This window comes from Croceicoccus sp. Ery5 (genome assembly GCF_020985325.1).
Lineage (GTDB): Bacteria > Pseudomonadota > Alphaproteobacteria > Sphingomonadales > Sphingomonadaceae > Croceicoccus.
Genome location: NZ_CP087587.1, coordinates 3,135,025 through 3,160,657, shown reverse-complemented (window position 1 = coordinate 3,160,657; position 25,633 = coordinate 3,135,025). Strand labels below are relative to the sequence as shown.

Here is a 25,633-nt window from a genome sequence, read left to right as displayed (position 1 = left end):
CCTGCGGGGCGGCGGCGGGATCGGATGGCGGTGCGGAGGCACTTTTCGCGGGAATAGTCGCGGGGCGGATAGTGTCAACTCTCGATCATCGCTTGCGAATGCGGATTCGGGAAATGATCTTGCGTCAAATGCACGTCACGCTGATCTCTTTGGCCAATAGCGCGGCCATGCCATAGGAAGTGAGGAAGCTGACATCGGCGGCATCGCGGCCAAGGCCGATCTTCACGATGTCGGCAGGCCCTGCCATGCCGGTCGCATCGACCAGATGCCAGCTGCCGATACCTTCGTCCTCGCCATCGGGATCGGCCAGAAACACCTCGGCCACGGCGTGGAAATCCTGTGGCTGAACGTCGGGCGCATAGCACGAGACAAAGCGCGCCGGGATGGCCGATGCGCGGGCAAGCGATACCACGACATGCGCGAAATCGCGGCATACGCCGCGCCGTTCGACAAAGCTGACGATGGCAGTGGTGGTCGCATCGCTGGTGCCCGGCGCATAGGCGAAATGCCCCGCGACCCATTGGCGGATCGCCTCTATTCGTGCGCCGCCCGCGGTTCCGGCAAATTCCGCCTCGACAAAGGGCTGGAACCGGTCGGCGGGGCAAAAGCGGGAATCGAACAGATAGGGCACCGTTTCGCCCGGCAGGCGATGCGGCGGCAGCGCGTTCAGCGTTTCGATCTGCGCCAGATGCCGGTCGATCTGCGCGGTGATCGCATAGTCGGCAGTGAAATCGCCCTGACAGCGCAGCCAGATGCGTTCCCCCACCATATCCTCACCCGGAACGCGCGCCATATGCTCGCTCGCTCCGATGGTCAGGCCGGGGCCCGACAGGATCTGTTCGGGGATGGCGGCAGCCTCCATCTGCAGCAGGAAATCGGTCGGCTGGTCGAAGCGAAAGGCGATATGGGCTTCGATGGCGATGTTCATGGGGGCGCGGGTCTTTCGCTTGCGTTGATCCTGCCGCCCCAACGCGCCACCGCCCCGCCGTTTCCGGTTTTTCGAAGAATCGGGCAAAAAGATCGGGGCGGAGCGACCGTGGCCTATTCTCCCAGCAGATGCAGCACCACCTCGCGCCGGTGCGGGCGGGCGCGGTGTTCGGCCAGATAGATCCCCTGCCATGTCCCCAGTGCCAGCGCGCCGTTCACCACGGGGACCGACAGGCTGACGCCGGTCAGCAATGATTTCAGATGGGCAGGCATGTCGTCGGGCCCTTCGTCATCATGCAGCCAGCCGCCATCTTCGGGCGCGATCTGGTCGAGCCAGTCCAGAATATCGCCCCGCACCTCGCGCGCGGCATTTTCCTGAATCAGCAGAGAGGCCGAAGTATGGCGACAGAACAGCGTCAGCAAACCCGTGCCGATGCCCTGATCGCCAACCCAGTTTTCCACGTCGCGCGTGAATTCGATCAATGCGCGGCCGGGTGTCGATATTGCAAGCGTGCTTGCGGATTGTTTCACGAATGTTTCTCCAACGTTCATCGCCATCTGCTATCTGTCATGATGTCCGGCACGGGGCACCACAGGAAATCTTGAAATTTCAGAGCTTGGCGAGTGTTGCTGAAATGTGCATTACAGTGGCAATTCGGGAAATTTCGTCACTGAAACTTCATTTTAGCTGTCGCCACACTAGCTTATCGCGGTAAAGGCAAAACGATGGATGGCACGATTTACGATAGCAGGAGCCTTGCACGGCTCGCCTTCGACGGGAGTGCAGAGGATCTGCGCGGTCCCGTGAACGCGCCTGCCTATGTCGATCGTGTAGGTCGTGCGCCGGTCGATGCATCGCGCATCGCGGTGATCTGCAATCCGCGCAGCCACGGGGTCAAGACCAAGGGTCTGGACGTTCCGCCGGGCGTCGATGTGCTGTCGCCCCGCACCCGCGCCGATCTGCGCAAGACGCTGAACGAATTCAAAACGCGCGGCGTCGAACTGATCATCGTCGCGGGCGGCGATGGCACCGTGCGCGATGTGCTGACCTGTGGCGGACCCTTGTGGCAGGAACAGGCTCCCGCCATTGCGGTGTTGCCCAAGGGCAAGACCAATGCGCTGGCCATCGATCTTGGCGTGGACCCCGAAGCGAGTGTCGCCGATGTGATCGACGCCTGGCATGCGGGCCGTTTCACCATGCGCCCTGCGATAGAGATCAGCCGTCCCGACGAAACGGGCGCCCCCGTGCGCGGTTTCCTGTTCGGCGCGGGCATTTTCGTCAGCGCCACCGATCTGGCGCAGACCACGCATCGTTTTGGCGCGTTCAACAATGTCGCCGTGGCGCTGTCGATGCTGGGTTCGATTGCCAATGTCGCTTTCGGTTTCGGCGGCTCCGGCTGGCGCGAGGGGAAGCGGATCGGCATTTCCGCGCCCGGCACGCCCGATTCCAAGCCCGGCATGGATGTCGTCGGCACGCGCAACCGGCTGATCATGCTGGTATCGACGATGCACCGCCTGCCCTTGGGTGTGCGCCCCTTCGGGCGTGAACGCGGCGGCATGAAGCTGCTGGCGACCGAAACGCCGATCCCGCATTTCCTTGTCAATTTCTGGCGCACGATCCGCGGCGGCGACGATGCGAAACTGGCCAGGGCGGGTATTCACCGGCTCGACGCCAGGGAACTGGATATTGATGTCGAGGACGGCTTCGTTCTGGATGGCGAAGTGTTCCCCGGTGGCCGATATATCCTGCGCGAGGGTGCGCCGATCGCCTTCGTCACGCCGTGACGACCGCCCCTGACGGCGCGGCGCTGCACGACCGCGTCACACATGCGCTGGCCGCGCCGGTCCGCGACGAAATCCGCGATTTCGCAAGAGCATTGGGCGAGGCGCATGATGCGCGCGCGGTGATCTTCTACGGCTCCAACCTGCGCAGCGGATCGCTGGACGGTGTGCTCGATTTCTATGTACTGACCGACGGGCCGCGCGAAAAAGGCCTGTGGCCGCGCGTCGCCTATCACGAGCGGTCCGATAACGGCACCATCCTGCGCGCCAAGGTGGCGGTGATGCGCCTGTCGACGTTCCGTCATGCGGCGGAAGGGCGCCATGCCGACACCACCATCTGGGCCCGTTTCGTGCAGCCCTGCGCGCTTGCATGGACCGGCGACCCGCAGGCCGCGCCCGAAGTGACTGCCGCCATCGAAGCCGCCAGCATGACCGCCGCGCGCTTCGCCGCCGCGCTGGGCGGTCCGCAGGGGACCGAGCGGGAGTTCTGGCAGGCCTTGTTCCGCGCTACCTATCGCGCCGAGCTGCGGGTGGAAAAAGCGGGTCGCGAACAGCAGATTCTGGATTTCGGCGCAGACCATTTCGGCGGGTTGCTGACCGCCGCGTGGCAGGCCGCCGGTATCGCGTTCGACGCCGACGGCGATGTGCTTCGCCCGCATCTCTTGCCGCAAGAGCGCAAGGCCCTGCTCGACCGCTGGGAACGGCGGCGGCGGATGGGCAAGCCGTTGAACGTGGTGCGCCTGCTGCGCGCGGGCACCACGTTCGAGGGCGGCGCCCGCTATCTGGCGTGGAAGATCGAACGGCACAGCGGCGTCGTCGTGCCGCTGACACCGTTTCGGGAACGGCATCCGATCCTGATGTCGCCCGTGCTGGTGGCGGGATACTGGCAGGCACGGCGCAGGAAACGCGCCGCGCTGTCATCCGGCGATTAATCTTCCTTGTCGTCGGGCTTCGTATATGGGACGAATTCGCCCAGGAAGATGATCCCGCTCATGAAACCGGTCTGGTCGCGCATCTGCACCGTATCGATGTCGCAAAGCTGGCCGATGCTGGTGCGGGTGACCAGAATATCGTTGCTGCGCAGATTATTGGCGCCGTTTTCGGGCCGGTTCACGTAAAGCGTGCTGCCGATCTTATAGACGATGGCCGTCTTGTCATAGATCGTCGTGCTGGTGATCCGGCTCATCTGGATGCATTTCTCGGGCGTTCCGGCAACGCGCCCTTCCAGTGCCTTGGCAAGGCGCTGTTCGCCCTTGCTGAGTTCGGCGGGTTTTTCGTCATCCTGCGCGGCCTGCGCGACAATCGGGGCGAGGGCGACCAAGGGCGCCAGCGCGCCCAGTGCAAGTGCGGATAAAGCAGTCTTCGTCTTCATATCCATTCTCCTCACCGACGGGTTAAGTCGTTTCGTCTGAACTTCTACTGACTAGACGGAGTCGATGCTACCAGGCATTACCCGCATCGACTGCCGCTTTTTCCTGAGGGGTGGAGCGGCGGCCCAGGACCGCGTTGCGATGGGGGAACCGGCCAAAGCGCGCGACCATGCGATGGTGCGATCGGGCAAAGGACAGCAGAAAGCTGCTGCCCATCGCGGCGAATTCCCGCAACGAGCGGCGTTGATCGGCAATCCGTTCGCTATGCATCAGCGGCATGGCGAGAAACTGACGAGCGGCCAGCGGCAAGCCTTTGTCCCACCCGCGATCCAGCGCGCCCCTCGCAATGGCCAGCGCCAGCCGATCGCTGGCAAAGCTGCGCGGATCGTCGCGGAACAGATTGCGGGGCAACTGGTCGAACAGCAGCACGGCGGCGCGCGCGGTTTGCGGATCGGTCAGGAATTCCTGCGCGGGGCGGCGGTGCAATGCCCGCCATTCGCGCGCGAAGCGGTGTTTCAGCAGGCGGTCGATGTGCGGCCCGCCGCGAAACCAGTCCTCCGGCCCCAGTACATGGAACCAGACATGCAGGATTTCCGCCGCCCACGGGCGCGCGGCAAGCATCAACCCGTGCCGCCTACCGTCAGTCCCTCGATCAACAGGCTGGGCTGCCCCACGCCCGCGGGCACGCTTTGCCCTGCCTTGCCGCAGGTGCCGATGCCCTCGTCCAAGGCCATGTCATTGCCGATGCCGACCACCTTGGTCAGCGCGGTCGGCCCGTCGCCGATCAGGGTTGCGCCCTTGATCGGGGCGGTGACCTTGCCGTTCTCGACCTTATAGGCCTCTGTGCAACTGAACACGAATTTGCCCGACACGATGTCGACCTGTCCGCCGCCAAAGCTGGTGGCATAGATGCCGTCCTTCATCCGGCTCATCAGTTCGGCCGGATCGTCATTGCCGCTGCGCATGAAAGTGTTGGTCATGCGCGGCATCGGCGCATGGGCATAGGACTGGCGGCGGCCATTGCCGGTCGGTTCCACCCCCATCAGCCGTGCGTTCAGCCGGTCGTGGATATAGCCCTTCAGGATGCCATCCTCGATCAGCACGTTTTCGCGTGTGGGCGTACCCTCGTCGTCGATGCTGAGCGATCCGCGCCGGTTCAGCAGCGTGCCGTCGTCCACCACGGTGACGCCGGGGGCGGCGACACGCTGACCGATGCGGCCCGAAAAGGCACTGGTACCCTTGCGGTTGAAATCGCCTTCCAGCCCGTGGCCGACCGCTTCGTGCAGCAGCACGCCGCACCAGCCAGGGCCCAGCAGCACGGGGCACACGCCGGCAGGGGCGGGCACGCTTTCCAGATTGGTCAGCGCCTGCCGCAAAGCCTCGTCAATCGCGCGGTTCCAGCTCGCCTCGTCCATGACGTCATCATACAGCTGGCGTCCGCCCATGCCGAACGAGCCGCTTTCGCGCCGTCCGTTCGCTTCTGCCACGATGGCGACGTTCAGGCGGACCAGCGGGCGCACATCGGTGGCGACAAAGCCGTCGGGGCGCACGATTTCGACCACCGACCACGATCCAGCGAGCGAGGCGGTAACCTGCTTGACGCGCGGATCGCGGGCGCGGGCCGCCGCGTCGATCTTTTCAAGCAATGCGACCTTCCTGGCGAAATCTACGCCGTCGAGCGGGCTGGCATCGGTGTAGAGATGGCGATTGGTCGCCAACGGCGGCGCAGCCAGCGGGCTCTTCGTGGTGTCGAGCAGCGACAGAGTTTGGCCCGCGCGCCGGATCGCGGCGGCCGAAATCTCGTTCGCATGGGCAAAGCCGGTCGTCTCACCCGAAACGCCGCGCAGGCCAAACCCCGCTTCGCGCGAGTAATCGGCCGTGCGCAGGCGACCGTCGTCGAAGGAAAAGCTCTCGCTCGCCGTGAATTGCAGGAACAATTCGCCATCGTCGCAGCGCGACAGCGTCTCTCGCGCCAAGGCCTGCGCGGTATCGGGATCAAGCTGTTCGGGGCGATAGAGAAGCGAGCGGGGATCGGCGGGAATGGTCATCCGGCCAATATAGGCAGCGCTTGCCCGTTTGGACAGCGCCGCGTTATCGCACGATCAGATCCGCTGTTCCTGTGCCGCACCGACCGAGGGATCGACGCCCGTCACGTCGTGCGCGGGGCCGCCCGCCAGCACGAAGCGGCGGTCGCAATAGCCGCAGTCGACATAGCCCTTTTCGTCGATTTCCAGAAACACGCGCGGATGGCCCAGCGCCGAGGGGCGATAGCCGCTGCCGGCGCGAATATCGCTGGCGCCGTCGCATTGGACACGAGTGGTTTCGGTAAGGACGATTTCGGGCGTGTCGGTCATGGCATTGCCGATTATCAGCGGGCTTCGCGGATTTCCAGATCAAAACGTGCGCTCTTTGTGCCGCTTCGCCCTTTACGCGCGCACATGCGTGCCCCACATGACCGGGCATGAACCCGCTTGCCCAATCCGCCATCTCGATCCGCAACCTGTCCAAGACCTATGCCCCCACGGGCAAGGGAACGGCGCCCAAGCAGGCGTTGAGCGATGTCAGCTTCGATGTTCCGCGCGGGATGATCTATGGCCTTCTGGGTCCCAATGGCGCGGGCAAATCGACGCTGATCAATATTCTTGCCGGTCTCGTCTCCAAGACCGAGGGCGAGGTTTCGATCTGGGGCTTCGACATCGACAAGGACCGGCGCAACGCCAAGGCCAGCATCGGCATCGTGCCACAGGAAATCGTGTTCGATCCGTTCTTTTCGCCGATCGAGGTGCTGGACGTGATGGCAGGCTATTACGGCGTGCCCAAGACCAGGCGCCGCAGCGAGGAATTGCTGAAGGCCGTGCGGCTTGAGGACAAGGCCCATGCCTATGCGCGTTCGCTGTCGGGGGGCATGAAGCGCCGCCTGCTGGTGGCCAAGGCGATGGTCCATTCGCCGCCGATCCTGGTGCTGGACGAGCCGACGGCGGGCGTCGATGTCGATCTGCGCCGCCAGCTGTGGGAACTGGTCGTCGATCTGAACAAGCAAGGCGTGACAGTGGTGCTGACCACGCACTATCTGGAAGAAGCCGAAGAGCTGTGCGACCGCATCGCCATCATCAATCATGGCAGGCTGATCGCGGACAAGCCGACGCGCGAACTGGTCGGCATGGCGCGCGAAAAGGTCGTGGAAGTGACGCTGGACCGCGCCATTGGCGCGCCGCTGACGCATCCGGCGTTTCTGAAATCCGAATTGACGGACGAAAACACCATGGCGATCACATTCGACAAGGATCGCCTGACTGCGGGCGAGGTGCTGTCGCTGGTTCAGCAACAGGGCTGCGCCATCGTGGACGTGACGACGCGCGAACCCGATCTGGAAGATGTTTTCGTTCAGCTGACCCGCGACCAGCTGGCCGATCAGCCCGCCTGATTTTTCAGAACATTGGCGTTGAACATCTGCTCCAGCTGCTCTGAAATGCGGGCAGGGCGCAGGCTTTGCGCGTCGACGCAGCACCAGCTGCTCTCGATCTCGGCCAGGATTTCGGCACCCTTGTCGATCGTGCGCTCGATGATCGTGCGGTAATAGGCGCGCGCGCCGCGAACCTTTTCCAGCACCGTATGGGCAACGACATCGTCCCCCAGAAAGGCGGGTCTGCGATAGGTAATCTCGTGCTTCAGCGCGACCCACAGGCGGCTGCTGACCGCTTCCTCTGGCGCATGGGCGCGCCAGTGCGACAGCACCACATCCTGCACCCAGCCCAGATAGCGCGAATTGTTCACATGCCCCATAAAGTCGATGTCCGATGGATCGACGGTGATCGGCATGGAGAATGGGTTTGCTGACATGAGTGTAAATTACAGCCTTTTCCCGATTCGCGAAAGGCGGGATTGCCCCGATTTCGGCACGGGATGCCCCCGATGAACCCCTATTCGTGCCGCAGCGCGTCGATCGGGTTCAGATTTGCCGCCCGGCGAGCCGGAAAATAGCCGAACACGATACCGATCGCGCCCGAAATCAGGAAAGCGGCGATATTGATGCCAAGGTCGAAGACCCATGGCAGTTCCATCAGCGGGATCAGGAAGAATACCAGCAGCTGCGCCAGCGCCAGCCCCAATATGCCGCCGATGCACGACAGCACCACCGCCTCTACCAGAAACTGCATCAGAACCTCGCTCGCCACCGCGCCGATGGCGAGGCGGATGCCGATTTCGCGCGTGCGTTCGGTAACCGATACCAGCATGATGTTCATGATGCCGATGCCCCCCACCACAAGGCTGATCGCGGCGATGGCGGCGACGATGGCCGTCAGCATGCCGGTGGTTTCCTGCAGGGTGTCGGAAATCTGCTTGGTATCGAAGATATTGAAATCGTCGTCCTCACCGTCCTCCAGATAGCGCCTGTCGCGCAATATGCGGGTAAGCGAGGCCTTGACCTGTTCGTTGTCGTAATTGTCGTCGATGCCGATGACGATGGTGCGGATGTCGGTCGTGCCAAGGAAGCGGCGCTGCACCGTCTTGACCGGCATGATCACCACATCGTCCTGATCCGAACCGAAGCCGCCGCCCTGTCCGCGCGCCGACAACAGGCCGATCACATCGCAGCTGACATCGCCCACGCGGAACCGCTTGCCCAGCGGGTCGACGCCGCGGAACAGCTTCTCGCTCAGGGTCGAACCGACAAGGCACACGGCCTTGCCCGCGGCCTGTTCCTCTTCGCTGAACAGGCGGCCTGCATCCAGCGGCCATGGCTGGATCTGGAAATAATCATTGGTCGTGCCGCTGATCGTGGTGGACCAGTTCGCCCCTTCGTAAATGGCCGTGGCGCTGGACGATGCCTGCGGGGCGACCGCCTTGACCCCGCCCAGTTGCTGGCGGATCGCGATAATGTCGCCATTGTCGAACTGGCGCGGCGTGGCCCCGCCGCCGCCGCGCCCGAAACCGCTGCCCGGCGTTACCTGCAATACGTTGGAGCCCAGCGCCGAAATCTGTTCGGCCACGCCTACCGATGTCGCGCGGCCCAAAGTGACCATGGTGACAACGGCAGCGACGCCGATCACGATGCCCAGCATGGTCAGCAGCGACCGCATCGCGTGGCGCCGTATCGACCGCAGCGACAGATAGACGGTGGTCCCCAGCATCAGGCAGCCCCTCCGGCATGCGCCTGCCCCGGGCCGCCCGCCCCGCTGGCGGCCCCGTTTCCGGCCAGATCGCGGTCGATCAGCCCGTCGCGGAAATGCACGATGCGCTTGGCGAAATCGGCCATCTCCGGCTCGTGCGTGACCATCATCACGGTGATGCCGTCGCGGTTCAGCTCGGCCAGAAGCTCCATGATCTCGACCGATCTCTGGCTGTCGAGATTGCCGGTCGGCTCGTCCGCCAACAGCACTTGCGGATTGGTCACGATGGCGCGGGCGATGGCAACGCGCTGCTGCTGACCGCCTGACAATTCGCCCGGCGTATGGCCCGCCCACGGGCCCAGCCCCACCTTGTCCAGCGCAGCCATCGCACTCTCGCGCCGCTCGCGCCGGTTGTCGCCGCGATAGAGCAGGGGCAGTTCGACATTTTCCAGCGCGGTAGTGCGGGGCAGCAGGTTAAAGCCCTGAAACACGAACCCCAGATAGCGCCGCCGGAGCAAGGCGCGCTGGTCGCGGTCAAGCTCTTCCACATGATGCCCGCGGAACAGATATTGCCCCGCTGTCGGCACGTCGAGGCAGCCCAGAATATTCATCATGGTCGACTTGCCCGAACCCGACGGGCCCATGATGGCCACGAAGTCCCCCTCGGCCACGTCGAAATCCACGCCCTTCAACGCGCGGAACGCGGTTTCCCCCGTGCCGAACACCTTGGTTATCCCGCGCAGGGATATCAGCATGGAAGGGGCGGACGCGTTCATGCCAGCGGCCTATTCGGCGCCTTCGCCCGCGCTGTCGGATTGCTTGCCGGTGATGATTTTCATCCCTTCCTTCAGCTCTCCCGACACGACCGAAGTCATCAATCCGTTGCTGTCGCCCAGCACCACCTGCACCGGCTGCGGCTGCCCGTCATCGCCCAGTACATAGATCAGCTGGCGTGCGCCGCGCCCGATGGTGGCCGTCTTGTCGGCATTGTCGCGGCGGGGCGGGCCGATCTGGATGCCGCCCGCGTCCTCGCCGCCCGCATCGGGCCGGAACGACAGGGCCGCATTGGGGATCATCAACACATCGGTCAGATCCGAGGTGACGATATCCGCCGTCGCGGTCATGCCGGGGCGCAGTTTCAGATCGGGATTGGCGACCGACAGATCGGCGGCATAGGATACCACCTGCCCCGTCGTGCTGGTCGATGCGCTGCTGGTGCCCGACGAGCTGGCGGCCGATGCAGTCAGGTTCGATCCGATTTCCACCCGCGTGATCGTGGCGGGAAACGCCTCTCCCGGAAAGGCATCGACGGTGAAGCTGGCCTTCTGGCCGCGCTGCACCGTGCCGACATCGGCTTCGTCGATGGCGACTTCCAGCTTCATTTCGGACAGGTCCTCGGCAATCACGAATAGGGTCGGCGTGCTGAACGATGCGGCGACCGTCTGGCCGGGGTCCACCTGCCGCGCCAGCACCACGCCCGCGACGGGGGACCGGATGATCGCGCGTTCACGCTGCGTGCGGCTTTGCGCCAGCGTCGCTTCGGATGCGACGACATTGGCCTGCGCCACGCCCAGCGCGGCCTCTGCCCGTTCCAGATCGGCCTTGCCGGTCTGCAATTCGGTCAGCGACGGCACCTTGCCGCCCGACAGCTTGCGCACCTCTTCCAGCCTTGCATATTGCGCCTTGGCCTGTGCCAGCGTTGCCCGGGCCTGTTCGACCTGCGCGCGATTGGCCGACAGCTGCGCCTCGCCCTGACGGATCTGGTCCTCGATCTGCTCGGGATCGATCTCGGCCAGCGCCTGTCCCACCGTCACGCGGTCGTTCACATCGACGAGCACGCGGGTGACAAGGCCCGATAATTGCGAACCCACCGTGACCTGATTGGTCGGCGCGAGCTTGCCCGTGGCCGACACGCTGGTGACCAGCTGACCGCGCTTTGCCTCGCTCGTCACATAGCCGGTTGCTTCCTCTCCGCCGAAACAGCGCGAAAGCAAAAGCAGCAGCAGAACGACGCCTGCCGCGATCAGCCAGAATTTGGGGCGGCGATACCAGACGGGCTTTGCCTTTTCGCCAAGGAAGTCTTCGACGGATTCATCGGCCATGGTCAATCCTGCCCTTCGTCGGCTGCGCCATAGAGCGGCGGCATATTGTCGGGGTCGCTGTAATCGCCGGCGGGGTCCCATCCGCCGCCCAGCGCATCGAACAGGGCGATCAGCGCATTGGCACGGTCGGCATGGGCCTGCACCAACCCGTTGCGGGAATTGAGCAAGGCGATTTCCTGCGTGTTCAAAGTGGTGAAGTCGGTAAGGCCGGTGCGATATTGCGCGCGGGCATAGATGGCCGAATTATGGGCCGCATCCAGCGCGGTGGTGAAATATCCCGCCCGCTCGTCCGCGCTTTGTTTGGACACGACGGCATTCTCCACATCCTCCAGCGCGGTCAGCACCGTGCCGCGATAGCTGGCAAATGCGCCATCAGCGGCAGCCTCGGCCGAACGGGCCTGCGCGGCCAGCTGACCGCCCGCGAAGATCGATTGCGCGATACCGGCGAACAGGCCGCCGGTGATCGTGTCGAACAGGTCCGAAAAGCTGGTGGCATTGGTGTCGAGACTGCCGTTGATCGACAGGCTGGGCAGCAATTGCGCCTCTGCCACGCCGATCCGCGCGGTGGCGGCAGCCAGCTGGCGTTCGGCAGAGCGGACATCGGGGCGGCGGCGCAGGATATCGGCGGGAATGCCCGCGCCTGCCTGTTCGGGGCCCAGCGGGATCGGGGCCGGTTCGTCCAGCAGCGGCTTTACCGCGCCCGGCGCCTGCCCCGTCAACACGCCGATGCGCGAGACGGCGGCATTATATTGCTGGCGGATCTGCGGGATCGTGGCAGCGGCCTGCGCACGGCTGGACCGCGCCTGTTCCTGATCGACCGCGGACACCAGCCCCGCCATCACGCGCCAGCCCGCGATCTCCAGATTCTCGTCCTGAATGGCAAGGCTCGCCTCTGCATTGGCAAGCTGCGCCTGATAGGCGCGGGCCGCGATGTAATTGCGCGCGACCTCGCTCTCTACCGCGCGCATGGTCGAGGCATAGTCGAAACCCGCCGCTTCCAGATCGGCACGGCTGGCCTGAACCCCGCGCCGGATGCCGCCGAACAGGTCGATCTGATAGCTGGCGTCGAGGCCGAGCGAAAAACTGTCCGCCCCGCCGCCGCCCGCGACGACCACCGTGCCGTCGGGCTGGGTCAGCGTGGTGCCGCCGCCGCGCAATGGCTCTGTCCGGTTATAGCCGCCCGAAACGGAGAGCGAGGGATAGAGCGAGGACTGGCTGACGACCAAAGCCTCGCGCGCCTGGCGCAAGCGTGACAGGGCGAGGTCGAGGTCGGTATTGCCCTGTACCGCCTGTTCGATCAGGCCGGTCAGCACCGGATCGTCGAACATGCGCCACCAGTCGACCAGCGCGGCGGTTTGCGCGTCATCAGGGGCGGAAGTGGGCACCGACCAGTCGGCGGGCACCCCCAGCGCCCCGGCCTCTGCCGGTTCGTAATCCGGTCCGGACATGCAGCCCGCCAGCAAAAGGGCCAAGGCAGGCGCAGCCATGATATGGCGCGGCGTGAACAATTATCTGACTTCCCTGAGCATATTATTGGCGCATGCTTGTTATTAGCTGCGATGTGGGCCCTGTTTTCTTGTCGAGGTCAAGCCCGCAAGCCCCTGATCAGGGGCAATTGTGCGTAACTTCCTCTTGCCGATAGCGTGCATTGTCGTTCCACTTGAATTTCGCCCTTGCATCAGGGTCGTTCGTGCAGTCCGGCGCGGTTTCGTCACGGTATTATCGGGGTCAAACCGGATGCGAAACTTCAACCGACATGGTAATTTCCAGCTTAAATTCGGACATTTCGCACCATTTTGGATGTAAAATTTTGTATCAGCGGTGCGCGGTGAGGGCTTGGGAGGAAAAGGTGTGACGATTATTTCGCTAGTGCAGAGCTTGAGGCGATCGCGGGGCGTAAAGCTTGTTGCCATTACTGCGTCCGTATTTTGCATGTTGACGGCGGGGCAGGCCGGTGCGGTGCAGGGCGCCAAGATGTCCTCGCACATCGAACTGGCCGAAGGAGCCGCCGGTTTGCAGCCGGGCGAATGGGTCTGGGCTCCGCAGATCGCGGCAGACGGCCCGGTGACCGTGCTGGTCGACCTGACCTCGCAACTGGCGACCGTCTATCGCAATGGCGTGGCCATCGGCATCTCGTCCGTGTCGACAGGCAAGCCGGGTCATGAAACCCCGACCGGCGTGTTCCAGATCCTGCAAAAGGACGCCGATCACCGGTCGAGCACCTATAATAATGCGCCCATGCCCTATCAGGAGCGGCTGACGTGGGACGGGGTGGCGCTGCACGCGGGCGGACTGCCGGGCTATCCCGAAAGCCACGGCTGCGTCCATCTGCCCTATGCTTTCGCGAAAGAGCTGTTCCAGATCACCAGCATGGGGGGCACCGTGGTGGTGACGGGGCGGGCGGGCGATCCGGTCACCCATCCGGTGGGGGGTGTGCTGGCGCCGATAGACGATCTGGGCAATGCGGCGCAGCACCATGCGCTGTCCGCCGAAGAGCAATGGGAATGGAACCATCAGGTCCCGGACGCGGGCCCCCTGTCGATCATCATTTCGACCACCGACCAGCGCGTGGTGGTGATGCGCAGCGGGCAGGAAGTGGGTCGCGCCCGTGCCGAGATCGACGGTTTCATGGGCGCGCATGTCGCCACGCTGCACGTATCAGCCGACGGCGCGCGCCACTGGATGCTGATCGGCGTGCCGGGGCACGAGGACGAGGCGGGGCGCGAACTGGATGCCGCCGCGCTCAACCGGTTGCGCCTGCCCGAAGGGTTCCGCACCATGCTGAACGACCGGATCGGCGAGGGGACGACCGTGCTGGTCACATCGGCCAGCGTGGGCGCGCATAATAGCGGGAAGCAAATGACCCTGATGGCGGCGAACGACTAAAACGCGTTGGTGGCGCGGGTGCTTACCGGTCCACCAGCGCGCTGATGCGGTGCAGGAACGGGTGATGTGGCGCGGGACCGCGCTGTATCTGGCTGAAAATGCCGCCTGCCATGCCCGCCAGCTTCGATTCGACGCACAGGATTTCCTCGCCCTTGCGGATGTCGATATGGGCGCGCAAATGGCCGTCGAAGCTTAGCGTCACCCCCTCGGCATCCGGAAATTCGCTTTGCAGCATATGGCGAAGCTGGCCCAGTTGCTCGCTTAACCCGCGATCGGCAGCGGCCTTGGGAAAGGGCTCTACCTGCCCCGATGTCTGAACGGACGTTTGTACGGCACCAGTGGACATGATTACCCCCCTTTTGACGACCCGACCTTGCCCGTATTTCTACCAAACCGTCAGCGATTCGGCGAGCGCGATAAGGGGCTAGCCCGCGCTTTGCCATGATCGATACGGCTTGCAGCCCGATCGTTTCACGGCCAGAACCGCATCCATGTCGAACGCGCCGCAAAATTGCCGAAACCGCGATCTGGCGGCTGATTTTCGGGCCGTTTTGGTCATGGCGCTCGCCGTTTTGCTGGTCGCTGCGATGGTTGTTGCCGCAGCGGCCCGTGCCGCACCGGCCCGCGCCGCGCCGCCCGCAGCCGGCACCGCCCTTGTCACAAAGGACGAAACGCAAAAGGCCCTCGCCGCGGCAGAGGCGATGTTCGCAGGCTTTGACGACAATGCCGCCAGGGCGCGCGCCCTGTTGCTGACGCCCGCCGATGATTTTTCGAGCGACGAGACGGCGAAGCTGAACGAATTGCGCCGCCAGCTTGCCGCGGACCGCGACAAGGCGAACGGCTTTGCCGAAAAGGGGACGACCGCCTCGCGCGTGCTGAAGGCACAGATTGCGGCGCTGGGCCCCGAACCCGCCGATGGCGAGAGCGAGCCCGAGGCGGTGACGGAACGGCGCAAGCAACTGGAAACCGAACTGGGCAAGGTGCTAGCCCCCACCTTCCGCCTGAGCGAAGCGGGCGCCCGCGCCAGCGTTCTGGTGACCGAACTGGACGAGCGGGCAAGCTCGCTCAGGAAACAGCGGCTGACCCAGCGGGGGTTTTCGCCCCTCGACCCGCGTCTCTGGGTGCGCAGCGTTCGCGAACTGGGCAATGCGGTCGGCATCGCCCGCGCGCATATGGCGTCCAGTTTCGCCAAATATGACGCGGGCGAAGTAATGGGCGCCTTCGCGCTGGCCGTGGGATTGCTGCTGTTCGGGCCGGTCGCGGGCTATATCATCTGGCGCAGGCTGGGCAGGCGGCTGACGGCCTGGCACTTGAAGGAAAATTCGATCGCGCGCCGCCTGCTGGTTGCGGTCGCGGCGGATGCCACCATCGGGCTGATCTTTGCCATCGCCCTGCTGGCAGGCGTTTTCGCGCTGATGATCTTCCTGCTTCCCGTGGTGCCAGTCGAAACGCTGGTGGGCGTGGTCGCGGCCGTGGTGTCGGCCAGCCTGTTCGTGGCCGTGGCGCACTGGATCGGGCGCGGCATATTGAATTCGCCGTTCCCCGAATTGCGCCTTGTCACCCTGCCACCCGCCCGCGCGAAAAAGGCATTGCGCGCGATCAAGCTGATGGCGGGGGTGCTGGGGGTCGAACAGGTCATCGGATCGTTGGAAGAGGCCGGGCAGATCGGCCCCAATTTCGCACGGCTCGCTTCGGCCATCATGGTCGGATTCGGCGCATGGCTGTTGTGGCGACTGGCCAATTATCTGCGCGAGGGGCGGCGCTTTTACGAAGAACAGCAGCGCGCAGAACCGCACGGCCCGTCGCCCGATCACGGGATCGATTTCTCGACGCCGATGGCCCGCTTGCTAAAGCTGTTCGCCATGGTGTCGATCGCCGCCGTTCTGGTGGGATACGAACTGCTGTCGCGCTTTTTCTTTTCGGCCAGCCTGCTCTCGCTCTCCATCATCGGTATCGCGGTCTATCTGCACCGGTCCTTCGTGCTGGTGATCAGCGCCTTTGCCACCGGTTCGCTGTCCCGCTATCGCCGCGGGCTGCACCTGTTGCCGCTGCTGACCGGCCTGATCGAGACGATTATCGTCATCATGCTGCTGGCCGTCGTCTGGGGCTATGACGCGAACGAGATCGGCGACGGGCTGATCATGCTGCGCGAGGGCGTGTCATTCGGCGATGTGCGGCTGTCGCTGGGTGATGTGGCAACCTTTGCCGCCGTGTTTTTCATCGGCTATTTCGTGACCCGCTGGCTGCAGCGTTTCCTCAAGGTCTCGATCATGCCCGAATTCGCGATGGAGGCAGGGGCCGAGGCTGCGATCCTGACCTTTATCGGCTATATCGGCATATTCCTTGCCGCACTGATCGCGGTGGCGACGACCGGCCTCGACCTGTCCAGCCTTGCCTTTGTCGCCGGTGCCCTGTCGGTCGGGCTGGGGTTCGGCTTGCAATCGGTGGTTGAGAATTTCACCAGCGGCATCCTGCTGCTGATTGAAAGGCCGATCAAACAGGGCGACTGGATCGAGGTGGGCGAATATTCGGGCATCGTGCGCAAGATCGCGGTGCGCTCCACCCATATCGAGACATTCGACCGCCACCAGATCATCGTGCCCAATTCGCAGCTGATTTCAGGCGTGGTGGTCAATCGCAGCTTTAGCACGGGCCCGGCGCGCATCGTGGTGCCGGTCGGTGTTGCCTATGGCACCGATCTGGAACGCGTGCGCAAAATCCTGCTGGAAATCGCCAATGCGAATGACGATGTGCTGTCCGATCCCGAACCGGCGGTCGCCATGGTCGGATTTGGCGAGAGTTCGATCGATGTGAAGATCCTCGCCTTTGTGCATCAGGCGACCGATGGCGCGCCCACGGCTTCGGCGATCAATTTCGAAATCGCGCGGCGCTTTGCGGAAGAGGGGATCGAGATCCCGTTCCCGCAGCGCGACCTGCATATCCGCACCGCGCCTCCGGCCCTGGACGGTAGCGCGAAACCCGCCTGACCGGCGCGCCGGAAGTCGCACGGAGCACGCAAACAACCAAAAGAAAACGGCCCGCTTCCCATGGGGAGGCGGGCCGCTTCTTTGCCGGAAAACCGGCGGTCCGATTACTCGGCCGGAGCAGCTTCGACAGCGGCGTCAGCAGCGGGAGCTTCTTCAGCAACCGGAGCTTCTTCAGCCACAACGTCGGTTTCTTCGACGACGGGCTCTTCGACGACGGGCTCGACAACTTCTTCAACGGGAGCTGCTTCTTCGGTGGTCGCTTCTTCAGCGGGTTCCGAGCAAGCGGTCATCGCGAAAGCAGCGGTGCTGGCAGCGAGAACGAGAGCAATCTTCTTCATGTGCAAATTCCTCGAATGCCCGACTCACAATGAGCAGGCAGCTTCTTAATATGCGATATCATGGCAGGCTGTCCATATTCTTGCCACATTCTCGCCAAAATTTATTTTGCGCCATTTACGGATGAACGATGGGCGGCTGCGGGGCTTCCTCGTCCTGCTCGTGCACTTCGATCAGGCCGCGCCCGACATGGCTGTGGCGATGGCCATACAGGAAATAGACCGCCAGCCCGATGGCGCCCCAGACGGGCAGGACCAACATCGCCTCTACCGGCAGGTTCACGTAAAGCGCGATACAACCCGCCACCGCCAGCGGGGCGACGATCCACACCGCAGGCGTCTTGAACGGGCGTTTGCGCGCAGGATCGCGGCGGCGCAGGATCATCACGGCCATCGCCACCATGAAAAAGGCGAACAAGGTGCCCGAATTGGAAATATCGGCCAGTTGCCCCACCGGCAGCAGCGCGGCGGCAATGGCGACACACACGCCGGTAATCATCGTCACGATATGCGGCGTTTTCCAGCGCGGGTGGATGGTCGCCAGCCTTTCGGGCAGCAATCCGTCGCGCGCCATCACAAAGAAGATGCGCGTCTGGCCATAGAGCATCATCAATATGACCGAGGGCAGTGCCAGATTGGCGGCGATGCCGACCAGATTGCCGGCCCATCCCTGGTTCACCGCGCGCAGCACATGGGCCAGCGCTTCGTCCGAACAGACCAGCGGCTGCGCCCCTTGTGCGGCCAGCGCGGCACATTCGCGCGCGAATTCGGCCGATCCGGGCGCAACGCCCAGCGATGTCGGCTGCGCCCCGATGGTCCCGATCGCGCCCACGGTGACCAGCAGGTAGAACAGGGTGCACACGACGAGACTGCCGATCAGGCCGATGGGAACATTGCGCTGCGGATCGCGCGTTTCCTCTGCCGCGGTCGATACCGCGTCGAACCCGACATAGGCGAAAAAGATCGACGCCGCCGCGCCCACGATGCCCAGACCGCTGGTGCCTGCGGGGCCGAACCAGCCATTGGGGGCAAAGGGGGTGAAATTGCTGCTTTCCATGCCCGGCACGGTCAGCGCGATGAACAGGGTCAGCGCGGCAACCTTGATCGCGACAAGGAAGGCATTGAAATTGGCGCTTTCCTTGGTGCCGACAACCAGCAATGCCGTGACCGCCAGTGCGACGCCGATGGCGGGCAGGTTGATGATGCCATGGGTGAAATCGACGCCCTGCAGCGACCATGCGGGCCCCGCCGATAAATAGGATGGCAAGGCAAAGCCCGTCGAACTTTCGATCAGCCCCATGAAATAGCCAGACCAGCCGACACAGACTGCCGCTGCCGCGACCGCATATTCAAGGATCAGCGCCCAGCCGACCATCCATGCCAGCAATTCGCCCATGACGGCATAGGAATAGGTATAGGCAGACCCCGAAACCGGCACCATCGACGCCAGTTCGGAATAGCAAAGCGCCGCGACCGCGCACACGCCGCCCGCGATCACAAAGCTCCAGATCATGCCCGGCCCTGCCTTTTGCGCGGCGGCGGCGGTCAGTACGAAAATACCGGTTCCGATAATCGCGCCAATGCCCAGCAGCATCAGCTGTATCGGGCCAAGCGAGCGGGGAAGGGCGTGTTTTTCCGCCGTGGCCAGAATGGCGTCGAGCGGTTTGATCCTGCTGGGCATCAGATGCAATCTTTCGGCAGGCGTGACTTTACGCAACCATGCGCAGGGCAGGAACATGGCCGCCCGACGGATCGATCACGCATATTCATCGCGGAACAGGGGGATGGGCACGTCTACTTCGCCTCAATCGGGAAAGGCATTGAAGCCGCCGCCTGATTCAGATCGGGCACGTGCCGGGTGGCGATTTACGACAGATTCGCGGCATCAGCCATCGAAATTTTGCGCATGGCTGCAAATTCCGTGCGGAAGTCGTTTTACTCCGAGCCCGTCGCTTCGTCCTGCGGATCGAGTGGTGGTTGGCTGCGCGGCGAAGGGTTGGTCGGCAGTGCGAAACCCTTGCCCACGTGCAGGCGGTGCTTGACGATGACATATTCGCCCTTGTCGGTATCGAAGAACGCATATTGCACCTCGGGCCGCTCGCTCTCGGCGCGGCGCGACATGTCCTCGCCCAGATCGGGATGGCAGGCGCGTCGCTGGTCGCTGGCATACCACGCATCGAGCAGGGCCTGTTCCTTGGCGCGAACCTCCTCTTCGAAGAAATTCTTCTGCGGTTCGGACCCATTGGCATAGCTGGCCGCCGCGCTGGCCGCGTAATCGCCGATGTCGAGGCCCGAGGCATATTGCGCCACATGCGCCAGCTCGTGAAAGAACAGCCGCTCGTTGAGCTGGTTGAGCTGCGCCGGATCCTTGGGCACGGCGATATAGATGTCGTTCTGCCGCGTGATGCCCAGCACGCCGCGGCCGAATGCGACTTCGTTGATGATGTCGTCGTTGCGGAATTCGGGATGAAAGCGCACGCTTTGCCAGTCCGCCTTGCCGATCAACGCCTCCTGCTCGTTCAGGAACGAGATGACGCAGGGGTTCAGCGGCGTTCCATTGCGGCGAAGACCGGCGATGTCGACGGGCCGCATGCCGGCTTCGGGCATATCGTCATAGGCCAGCACCGCATTGCGCGCGGCGGGGGTGATCTTGGGCGTGCCGACGGTTTCCAGCACCCAGAACGCGCCCGCCGCACCGCCCAGCGCGCCAGCCAGCAGGCCGGTGATGCCCGCGCCCGCGATCGCGAATGCGAGCATGCGGCGGGGACGCCGGCGCTGCGGTGCGGCGTTCTGTGCGCCGGTATCGGGCACGGTGTTTTCCAAGGTGTCGCGCCTCCTTCATCAAGGGGCGAAACGGACGATCGCGGGCCTGTGCCAAGGGGCACGGGTTCCCGCGCCCATCCGGCTTCGCGGTCTACCCGTCCATCATGGCTGACACCATACACCGGCATGCCTTGCGACACGCTTAATCTTGCCGCCTTAATGGCGCGCGGTTTCGGCCCTTGTTCCGCCGCAATCGGGCGGAATTCCGCCGTTTTCCTATATGATTGCGCTGGCGTCGAAACGCCCCGCCGCCATGCGTTCCGCGACCGCCTGCGCGCCGTTCCCTGCCAGCATTTCACGCAATTCGTCGCCCAGCGGGTCGTTGACCAGAGAGCCATCGGCAAGATGCGCCAGCCATGCGCGGAATGCCGCACGGATCGCGGGGCAATCGCCGCCGCGCGCGGCATGCCATGCCACCGTATCCAGCCAGCGCTGCGGGATCTTTTGCGACCCGTCCATGGCGATCTGCGCAAGCCGGTGACGAACCGCCGGTTCGGCAAAGCGTTCGATCAGGCTGCCGGCATAGGCCGCCAGATCCTGATCGGGCGCGGCGTCGATGGTGGGAGCGGCTTCCTCGATCATCAGGCGGTGCGCCAGAGCCCGCAATTCGGGATCGGCCACAGCCTCGTGCACAAAGGTAAGGCCGCGTTCCAGCCCGCAATAGGCCAGCATGGAGTGCGCGCCGTTCAGCATGCGCAGCTTGGCCGTTTCATAGGGGGCGACATCGGCCACAAGCTGCGCGCCGTGATCCTGCCAGCGGGGGCGGGGGCCGGCAAAGCGGTCCTCGATCACCCATTGGCTGAACGCTTCGGTCAGCACCGCGCCTTCGTCGCGCATGCCAAGCGTCGCCTCCAGCGCGGCGCGGTCCTCTTCGGTGGTGGCAGGGACGATGCGGTCGATCATCGTTTGCGGGCAGGTGCAATGCTCTGCAAACCAGCCCGTCAGCGCGGGGTTTTTCGCCGCCAGCCAGTCGCGCATCAGGCGGTTCAGCTGCGTGCCGTTATCCGCCAGATTGTCGCAGGACAGCAGCGTCAGGCCTGGCAGGCCCGCGTCCTTGCGCCGCGCGAGCGCGTCGGCCAACAGCGGGTAAAAGCTCTTTTCGGCAAGCGCGATATCCAGCGAGCCATCGGCGGCGCGGGCATAGCCCTTTTCGGTGACGGTAAAGCTGACGATCCGGCAATCGGGCGATGCGATGCGCGCGACCACTGCTTCGGGGTCTTGCGGCGCGACGATCACTTCACGGACCGCGCCGACCACGCGGGTGGAGGATGTACCGCCCCCGCGCGCCGTTACCGAATAGAGCCCGTCCTGCGGGTTCAGCTGATCGGCCACGCCTGCCGAGCGCAGCGATACGCCGCAGATCGCCCAGCCCTGATCGCCGGCATTCATCGCAAGGTCGGTGTACCATGCCTGATGCGCGCGGTGGAACGCGCCAATGCCGAAATGGACGATGCCGATGCCTTGGCGCTGGCGGTCATAGGACGGGACCGCGACGTCGGCAGGCAGCGCGCCGAGTGTTTCCGACGACAGTCTCACAGGTGATAGGCCTTTTTGACGAGATTATACGACAGGTCCTGCGCCAGTTCGGCCGCTTCCCAATCCTCGATCCGGTGCTCTGCGACCAGCTGTGCCAGAAAGCCGCAATCGATCCGGCGGGCTACGTCGTGGCGCGCGGGGATCGACAGGAAGGCGCGGGTGTCGTCGTTAAAGCCGACCGTGTTGTAAAAACCGGCGGTCTCGGTGGTGTTGTGGCGGAACCGGCGCATGCCTTCGGGGCTGTCGTGGAACCACCACGACGGGCCCAGTTTCAGCACCGGATAATGCCCTGCCAGCGGCGCGAGTTCGCGCGCATAAACGCTTTCGTCCAGCGTGAAGAGAATGATGGAGAGGTCGCGGCTGTTGCCGAACCGGTCGAGCAGCGGTTTCAGCGCGTGGACGTAATCGGTTCGCGTCGGGATGTCGGCCCCCTTGTCGCGGCCGAAATTCTCGAACAGCCAGCCGTTATGGTTGCGGAACGATCCGGGGTGGATTTGCATGACAAGGCCGTCGTCAATGCTCATCGCTGCCATTTCGGTCAGCATCTGGGCGCGGAACAGCTCGGCATCCTCGGCGCTGGCCCTGCCACCCTTGACCCGGTCGAACAGCAGCGCGGCTTCGGCCGCCGACAGGTTCGCGGTGGCGGCTGTCGGGTGGCCATGGTCGGTGCTGGTCGCGCCCATCGTCTTGAAGAATTCGCGCCGCTGGCGGTGGGCATTCAGATAGCCCTGCCATGTACGGCAATCTTCGCCCGTCAGTTCCGAAAAACGGTCGAGATTGGCGCTGAACCCTTCGAATTCGGGGTCGACCACCGGATCGGGGCGATAGGCGGTGACGACGCGGCCGGTCCACCCGCTGTCACGGATCGCGGCATGATGTTCCAGCGTGTCCAGCGGGCTTTCGGTGGTGGCGATCACTTCGATGCCATAGCGTTCGAACAAGGCGCGCGGGCGGAATGCGTCGGTCGACAGCGCCTCGGTAATCGTGTCGAAATACATGTCCGCCGTTTCGGGAGACAGCTGCTCCTTCATGCCGAAAGCCTCGGCGAAGACCCAGTCGAGCCACATGCGCGAAGGGGTGCCGCGGAACAGGTAATAGTTGTCCGCCAGAATGCGCCAGGCCTTGCGCGGGTCGGCGGGATGGCCCGAAATGCCAAGATCTTCGAGCCGGACACCTTGCGAATAGAGCATGCGGAACAAATAATGGTCCGGAACAAGCAGAAGTTCGGTCGCATTGCCAAAGCTTTCGTTCTTGGCGAACCAGCTGGGGTCGGTGTGGCCGTGCGGGCTGACGATCGGCAGGTCCTTTACGCTGGCGTAAAGTTCGCGGGCGACCGCGCGGACGGCCGGATCGCTGGGCAGCAGGCGATCGGGGTGCAGGTTGAGCGGGCGGGGCATAAATCTCTCCGTTGCGTCGCTGAAGGCCGGACGCGCAAGCCATTGGGCGCGTTGCCGGAATCGCGGTCTTGTGGTAACCGGTGTCAAAAGCGGTCATGCAACCACTTTTTGATGGAATCAACCGGCCAGACAGGCAAAAAGGGCCGGTGGAGAAAGATAATATGAATTACGAATCAATCGATCAAGTCCGCATGCCCGCGGTCATGCGTTGCCATGCCGGCGATACGGTGCTGGTCGCGCTGCGCGATATTGCCGCGGGGGAGACGGTGGAAGCGGCGGGCGAAACGGTTACCGTCGGCGCCGTGATCCGTTCGGGGCACAAGATCGCCCTGCAGGATCATGCGGCGGGCGATCCGGTGATCCGCTATGGGGAGCAGATCGGTCTGGCCAGCGCGCCCATCGCGCGCGGCGATCATGTTCATTCGCATAATCTGAAAACCGCATTGTCGGGCGAAGTTGCCTATGGCGATTTCGCGGGGCCGCAAGCCGATACCGGCGCGGCAAAGCTGGGCAGCTGGCGCGGGTACAGGCGGGCGGACGGGCGGTTCGCCACGCGCAACGAAATCTGGCTGATCCCCACGGTCGGCTGCGTCGCCCCGATGTGCGAAATGCTTGCGCGCGAGGCGGAGCAGCGCCACGCGCACGCGATTGCGACGGGGCAGATCGACGGCATCGTCGGCTTTGGCCATCCGCATGGCTGTTCGCAGCTGGGCGATGATCTGTCGGGCACGCGCGATGCGCTGGCGGCGCTGTGCGACAATCCCAATGCGGGCGGCGTGGTGCTGATCGGGCTGGGCTGCGAAAGCAACCAGCTGGATGCGATGATCGAACATGTGCCCGAACGCAGCCGGTCGAAATTGCGCGTAATGCGCGCGCAGGACCCGGGCGACGAATATGACCGCGCCAATGCGCTGATCGATGGGCTGGTCGAGGAATTGTCGGGGCTGGAGCGCGAGGAAGCCCCCGCCTCGGCGCTGGCGGTCGGGCTGAAATGCGGCGGTTCGGACGCGCTTTCGGGCGTAACCGCCAATCCGCTGCTGGGCCGTTTCAGCGACCGCGTGGCGGCCAGCGGCGGGCGGCTGGTGCTGACCGAAATTCCCGAGATTTTCGGGGCCGAAAGCTCTTTGTTCGCGCGCAGCGTTTCGGGCGAGGTGCATGACAAGGCAACCGGCCTGCTCAACCGTTTCAAGCGCTATTTCCTTGAACAGGGACAGCCCGTTTCGGAAAACCCCTCTCCCGGTAATATCGAGGGCGGGATTACCACGCTGGAAGAAAAATCGCTGGGCGCGGTGCAAAAGGGCGGCAAGGCGCCGCTGGTCGATGTGATCGATTACGGCGGCACGGCGGACAAGACGGGCATGACCTTGCTGGAAGCGCCGGGCAACGATGCCGTATCGTCGACCGCGCTGGCGGCGGCGGGGGCGACGATGATCCTGTTCACCACCGGACGCGGCACGCCGCTGGGCTTTCCCGTGCCGACGGTGAAGGTCGCGTCCAATTCAAGGCTGGCCGCGAACAAGTCCGGCTGGATCGATTTCGACGCGGGCCGCATGTTGAGCGAGCCGGCGGACGATGTGGACGAGGATTTCGCCCGCACCCTGCTTTCCATCGCCAGCGGAGAGAAGACCGCCAGTGAAAGGAACGGCCAGCGCGTCATCTCGATCTGGAAGCGCGGGGTTACGCTTTAGGGCAGGCTAAATTCGCAGATGCAGCAATTTCCGGTTTGCATGCCGCGCCCGATCACGCCCATATTCAAAGCGGTACAAGTGACGGGGTGGTCTTTATGAAATTCGGAATCGCGGCATGTTTTCTGGGGATGGCTTCGCTGGCGGGAACGCCTGCCCATGCGCAAAGCGGGCAAGGCGTCGAAGCCCCTGCTACGCCCGCGCTGGTTCCTGCCGATTTCGACGTGCCGGTACTTGTCGAGGCGGACGGGTTTACGCTTGTTCCGCTGGGGCCCGATCTCGTGCAGGTGGATTACGACGCCTATATGTCGTCGATCGAGCATCTGCAGCAGACATTCACGCGCAGCACGGCATGGCCGCACGAGAATATCTCTGACGAAGACGCGATGCGCGACATGGAAACCGAGCAGGCGCGGTTCGACGCGCGCGAATCCTTTGCCTATGGCGTGCTGACCCCCGATGGCAGCCGCGAACGGGGCAGCGTCTATGTCCGGCCCAGCAAGGTCGCGGGTTATGACGCGGTGGTCATGTTGTGGGTGACGCAGGCGGAGTACGACGCAGGCTTCGACGGTGCGCTTTACGAATGGGTGAAGGGCTGGGTCGCGTCGGAATGGCCGTTCGAAAACGTGGCCTATCCGGGCCGCGCCATCGCGTGGGACCAATGGGACGCGATGGTCGCGGCGGCGGAATAG

At 64.1% G+C, this 25,633-nt stretch carries 24 protein-coding genes; 7 read left to right on the top strand and 17 right to left on the bottom strand.

Annotated elements, in window-relative coordinates; translation table 11 throughout:
• Positions 1 to 124: 124 nt before the first annotated feature.
• Positions 125 to 928, bottom strand: a complete 804-nt coding sequence (locus tag LOZ74_RS15100; RefSeq protein ID WP_230291856.1) for a transglutaminase family protein — start codon at positions 926 to 928, stop codon at positions 125 to 127.
• Positions 929 to 1,041: 113 nt separating this feature from the next.
• Positions 1,042 to 1,458, bottom strand: a complete 417-nt coding sequence (locus LOZ74_RS15095; RefSeq protein ID WP_230291855.1) for a secondary thiamine-phosphate synthase enzyme YjbQ — start codon at positions 1,456 to 1,458, stop codon at positions 1,042 to 1,044.
• 195 nt (positions 1,459 to 1,653) lie between these two features.
• Here LOZ74_RS15095 and LOZ74_RS15090 point away from each other — a divergent pair, with 195 nt between their 5' ends.
• Positions 1,654 to 2,712 carry a diacylglycerol kinase family protein gene (locus LOZ74_RS15090; protein WP_230291854.1) on the top strand — a complete coding sequence of 353 codons (1,059 nt, stop codon included), beginning with the start codon at positions 1,654 to 1,656 and terminating at the stop codon, positions 2,710 to 2,712.
• A complete protein-coding gene (locus LOZ74_RS15085) occupies positions 2,709 to 3,641 on the top strand; it encodes a hypothetical protein (RefSeq protein ID WP_230291853.1) in 933 nt (310 codons plus the stop codon). The genes LOZ74_RS15090 and LOZ74_RS15085 overlap by 4 nt, the downstream gene beginning before the upstream one ends.
• Here LOZ74_RS15085 and LOZ74_RS15080 read toward each other — a convergent pair.
• The 4 genes from LOZ74_RS15080 to LOZ74_RS15065 all read right to left on the bottom strand — a co-directional run bounded on the left by LOZ74_RS15080 (position 3,638) and on the right by LOZ74_RS15065 (position 6,433).
• Positions 3,638 to 4,081 carry a hypothetical protein gene (locus tag LOZ74_RS15080; RefSeq protein WP_230291852.1) on the bottom strand — a complete coding sequence of 148 codons (444 nt, stop codon included), beginning with the start codon at positions 4,079 to 4,081 and terminating at the stop codon, positions 3,638 to 3,640. The two genes, LOZ74_RS15085 and LOZ74_RS15080, sit on opposite strands and share 4 nt — an antisense overlap.
• Positions 4,082 to 4,148: 67 nt before the next feature.
• The gene (locus LOZ74_RS15075) at positions 4,149 to 4,700 is read right to left on the bottom strand and encodes a DUF924 family protein (protein WP_230291851.1); all 552 of its coding nucleotides are present in this window, start codon (positions 4,698 to 4,700) and stop codon (positions 4,149 to 4,151) included.
• Positions 4,700 to 6,127 carry a metalloprotease TldD gene (tldD, locus tag LOZ74_RS15070; protein ID WP_230291850.1) on the bottom strand — a complete coding sequence of 476 codons (1,428 nt, stop codon included), beginning with the start codon at positions 6,125 to 6,127 and terminating at the stop codon, positions 4,700 to 4,702. Before tldD ends, LOZ74_RS15075 begins: the two co-directional genes overlap by 1 nt.
• Positions 6,128 to 6,181: 54 nt before the next feature.
• The gene (locus tag LOZ74_RS15065; RefSeq protein WP_230291849.1) at positions 6,182 to 6,433 is read right to left on the bottom strand and encodes a zinc-finger domain-containing protein; all 252 of its coding nucleotides are present in this window, start codon (positions 6,431 to 6,433) and stop codon (positions 6,182 to 6,184) included.
• Positions 6,434 to 6,540: 107 nt separating this feature from the next.
• On the opposite strand from LOZ74_RS15065, the gene LOZ74_RS15060 reads away from it, so the two are divergent.
• Positions 6,541 to 7,503 (top strand): ABC transporter ATP-binding protein, encoded by a 963-nt coding sequence (locus LOZ74_RS15060; protein WP_230291848.1) that lies wholly within the window; start codon positions 6,541 to 6,543, stop codon positions 7,501 to 7,503.
• On the opposite strand, the gene LOZ74_RS15055 is transcribed toward LOZ74_RS15060, so the two are convergent.
• The 5 genes from LOZ74_RS15055 to LOZ74_RS15035 all read right to left on the bottom strand — a co-directional run bounded on the left by LOZ74_RS15055 (position 7,491) and on the right by LOZ74_RS15035 (position 12,779).
• Positions 7,491 to 7,919: a thioesterase family protein gene (locus tag LOZ74_RS15055; RefSeq protein ID WP_230291847.1), complete on the bottom strand. Its 429-nt coding sequence runs from the start codon at positions 7,917 to 7,919 to the stop codon at positions 7,491 to 7,493. The two genes, LOZ74_RS15060 and LOZ74_RS15055, sit on opposite strands and share 13 nt — an antisense overlap.
• 80 nt (positions 7,920 to 7,999) lie before the next feature.
• Entirely contained in the window at positions 8,000 to 9,211 is a 1,212-nt protein-coding gene (locus tag LOZ74_RS15050; RefSeq protein WP_230291846.1) for an ABC transporter permease, read from the bottom strand.
• Positions 9,211 to 9,966: an ABC transporter ATP-binding protein gene (locus tag LOZ74_RS15045; RefSeq protein ID WP_230291845.1), complete on the bottom strand. Its 756-nt coding sequence runs from the start codon at positions 9,964 to 9,966 to the stop codon at positions 9,211 to 9,213. Before LOZ74_RS15045 ends, LOZ74_RS15050 begins: the two co-directional genes overlap by 1 nt.
• Positions 9,967 to 9,975: 9 nt before the next feature.
• Positions 9,976 to 11,292 carry an efflux RND transporter periplasmic adaptor subunit gene (locus LOZ74_RS15040; RefSeq protein WP_230291844.1) on the bottom strand — a complete coding sequence of 439 codons (1,317 nt, stop codon included), beginning with the start codon at positions 11,290 to 11,292 and terminating at the stop codon, positions 9,976 to 9,978.
• A gap of 2 nt (positions 11,293 to 11,294) precedes the next feature.
• Positions 11,295 to 12,779: an efflux transporter outer membrane subunit gene (locus LOZ74_RS15035; protein ID WP_230291843.1), complete on the bottom strand. Its 1,485-nt coding sequence runs from the start codon at positions 12,777 to 12,779 to the stop codon at positions 11,295 to 11,297.
• A 487-nt stretch (positions 12,780 to 13,266) separates the two neighbouring features.
• Between LOZ74_RS15035 and LOZ74_RS15030 the strand changes: the two genes are divergently transcribed.
• On the top strand, positions 13,267 to 14,178 hold the full coding sequence (locus LOZ74_RS15030) for a L,D-transpeptidase (RefSeq protein WP_230291842.1): 912 nt from the start codon (positions 13,267 to 13,269) through the stop codon (positions 14,176 to 14,178).
• 22 nt (positions 14,179 to 14,200) lie between these two features.
• Here the strand turns inward: LOZ74_RS15030 and LOZ74_RS15025 are convergent, their stop codons facing one another.
• Positions 14,201 to 14,524: a hypothetical protein gene (locus LOZ74_RS15025; protein ID WP_230291841.1), complete on the bottom strand. Its 324-nt coding sequence runs from the start codon at positions 14,522 to 14,524 to the stop codon at positions 14,201 to 14,203.
• A gap of 211 nt (positions 14,525 to 14,735) precedes the next feature.
• Here LOZ74_RS15025 and LOZ74_RS15020 point away from each other — a divergent pair, with 211 nt between their 5' ends.
• Positions 14,736 to 17,165 carry a mechanosensitive ion channel family protein gene (locus LOZ74_RS15020; RefSeq protein WP_230291840.1) on the top strand — a complete coding sequence of 810 codons (2,430 nt, stop codon included), beginning with the start codon at positions 14,736 to 14,738 and terminating at the stop codon, positions 17,163 to 17,165.
• 104 nt (positions 17,166 to 17,269) lie between these two features.
• Here the strand turns inward: LOZ74_RS15020 and LOZ74_RS15015 are convergent, their stop codons facing one another.
• The 5 genes from LOZ74_RS15015 to uxaC all read right to left on the bottom strand — a co-directional run bounded on the left by LOZ74_RS15015 (position 17,270) and on the right by uxaC (position 23,256).
• Positions 17,270 to 17,503 (bottom strand): hypothetical protein, encoded by a 234-nt coding sequence (locus LOZ74_RS15015; protein WP_230291839.1) that lies wholly within the window; start codon positions 17,501 to 17,503, stop codon positions 17,270 to 17,272.
• Positions 17,504 to 17,618: 115 nt separating this feature from the next.
• Entirely contained in the window at positions 17,619 to 19,181 is a 1,563-nt protein-coding gene (locus LOZ74_RS15010) for an amino acid permease (RefSeq protein WP_370638842.1), read from the bottom strand.
• A 254-nt stretch (positions 19,182 to 19,435) separates the two neighbouring features.
• Positions 19,436 to 20,323, bottom strand: a complete 888-nt coding sequence (locus tag LOZ74_RS15005) for a DUF4157 domain-containing protein (protein WP_230291838.1) — start codon at positions 20,321 to 20,323, stop codon at positions 19,436 to 19,438.
• A gap of 216 nt (positions 20,324 to 20,539) precedes the next feature.
• Positions 20,540 to 21,859, bottom strand: coding sequence for a mannitol dehydrogenase family protein (locus LOZ74_RS15000; RefSeq protein ID WP_230291837.1), 1,320 nt, complete (start codon positions 21,857 to 21,859; stop codon positions 20,540 to 20,542).
• Positions 21,856 to 23,256, bottom strand: coding sequence for a glucuronate isomerase (gene uxaC / locus LOZ74_RS14995; protein WP_230291836.1), 1,401 nt, complete (start codon positions 23,254 to 23,256; stop codon positions 21,856 to 21,858). The genes LOZ74_RS15000 and uxaC overlap by 4 nt, the downstream gene beginning before the upstream one ends.
• A 161-nt stretch (positions 23,257 to 23,417) precedes the next feature.
• On the opposite strand from uxaC, the gene LOZ74_RS14990 reads away from it, so the two are divergent.
• Together LOZ74_RS14990 and LOZ74_RS14985 are read left to right on the top strand one after the other, a co-directional pair.
• Positions 23,418 to 24,944: a UxaA family hydrolase gene (locus LOZ74_RS14990; protein WP_230291835.1), complete on the top strand. Its 1,527-nt coding sequence runs from the start codon at positions 23,418 to 23,420 to the stop codon at positions 24,942 to 24,944.
• A gap of 95 nt (positions 24,945 to 25,039) precedes the next feature.
• The gene (locus LOZ74_RS14985) at positions 25,040 to 25,633 is read left to right on the top strand and encodes a twin-arginine translocation pathway signal protein (RefSeq protein WP_230291834.1); all 594 of its coding nucleotides are present in this window, start codon (positions 25,040 to 25,042) and stop codon (positions 25,631 to 25,633) included.

Coding starts and splice junctions, on each gene's coding strand:
- LOZ74_RS15100 (WP_230291856.1), bottom strand. CDS start 928: ATGAACATCGCCATCGAAGCCCATATCGCCTTTCGCTTCGACCAGCCG.
- LOZ74_RS15090 (WP_230291854.1), top strand. CDS start 1,654: ATGGATGGCACGATTTACGATAGCAGGAGCCTTGCACGGCTCGCCTTC.
- LOZ74_RS15080 (WP_230291852.1), bottom strand. CDS start 4,081: ATGAAGACGAAGACTGCTTTATCCGCACTTGCACTGGGCGCGCTGGCG.
- LOZ74_RS15075 (WP_230291851.1), bottom strand. CDS start 4,700: ATGCTTGCCGCGCGCCCGTGGGCGGCGGAAATCCTGCATGTCTGGTTC.
- tldD (WP_230291850.1), bottom strand. CDS start 6,127: ATGACCATTCCCGCCGATCCCCGCTCGCTTCTCTATCGCCCCGAACAG.
- LOZ74_RS15065 (WP_230291849.1), bottom strand. CDS start 6,433: ATGACCGACACGCCCGAAATCGTCCTTACCGAAACCACTCGTGTCCAA.
- LOZ74_RS15060 (WP_230291848.1), top strand. CDS start 6,541: ATGAACCCGCTTGCCCAATCCGCCATCTCGATCCGCAACCTGTCCAAG.
- LOZ74_RS15055 (WP_230291847.1), bottom strand. CDS start 7,919: ATGTCAGCAAACCCATTCTCCATGCCGATCACCGTCGATCCATCGGAC.
- LOZ74_RS15050 (WP_230291846.1), bottom strand. CDS start 9,211: ATGCTGGGGACCACCGTCTATCTGTCGCTGCGGTCGATACGGCGCCAC.
- LOZ74_RS15045 (WP_230291845.1), bottom strand. CDS start 9,966: ATGAACGCGTCCGCCCCTTCCATGCTGATATCCCTGCGCGGGATAACC.
- LOZ74_RS15040 (WP_230291844.1), bottom strand. CDS start 11,292: ATGGCCGATGAATCCGTCGAAGACTTCCTTGGCGAAAAGGCAAAGCCC.
- LOZ74_RS15035 (WP_230291843.1), bottom strand. CDS start 12,779: ATGGCTGCGCCTGCCTTGGCCCTTTTGCTGGCGGGCTGCATGTCCGGA.
- LOZ74_RS15030 (WP_230291842.1), top strand. CDS start 13,267: ATGTCCTCGCACATCGAACTGGCCGAAGGAGCCGCCGGTTTGCAGCCG.
- LOZ74_RS15025 (WP_230291841.1), bottom strand. CDS start 14,524: ATGTCCACTGGTGCCGTACAAACGTCCGTTCAGACATCGGGGCAGGTA.
- LOZ74_RS15020 (WP_230291840.1), top strand. CDS start 14,736: ATGGCGCTCGCCGTTTTGCTGGTCGCTGCGATGGTTGTTGCCGCAGCG.
- LOZ74_RS15015 (WP_230291839.1), bottom strand. CDS start 17,503: ATGAAGAAGATTGCTCTCGTTCTCGCTGCCAGCACCGCTGCTTTCGCG.
- LOZ74_RS15010 (WP_370638842.1), bottom strand. CDS start 19,181: ATGCCCAGCAGGATCAAACCGCTCGACGCCATTCTGGCCACGGCGGAA.
- uxaC (WP_230291836.1), bottom strand. CDS start 23,256: ATGCCCCGCCCGCTCAACCTGCACCCCGATCGCCTGCTGCCCAGCGAT.
- LOZ74_RS14990 (WP_230291835.1), top strand. CDS start 23,418: ATGAATTACGAATCAATCGATCAAGTCCGCATGCCCGCGGTCATGCGT.
- LOZ74_RS14985 (WP_230291834.1), top strand. CDS start 25,040: ATGAAATTCGGAATCGCGGCATGTTTTCTGGGGATGGCTTCGCTGGCG.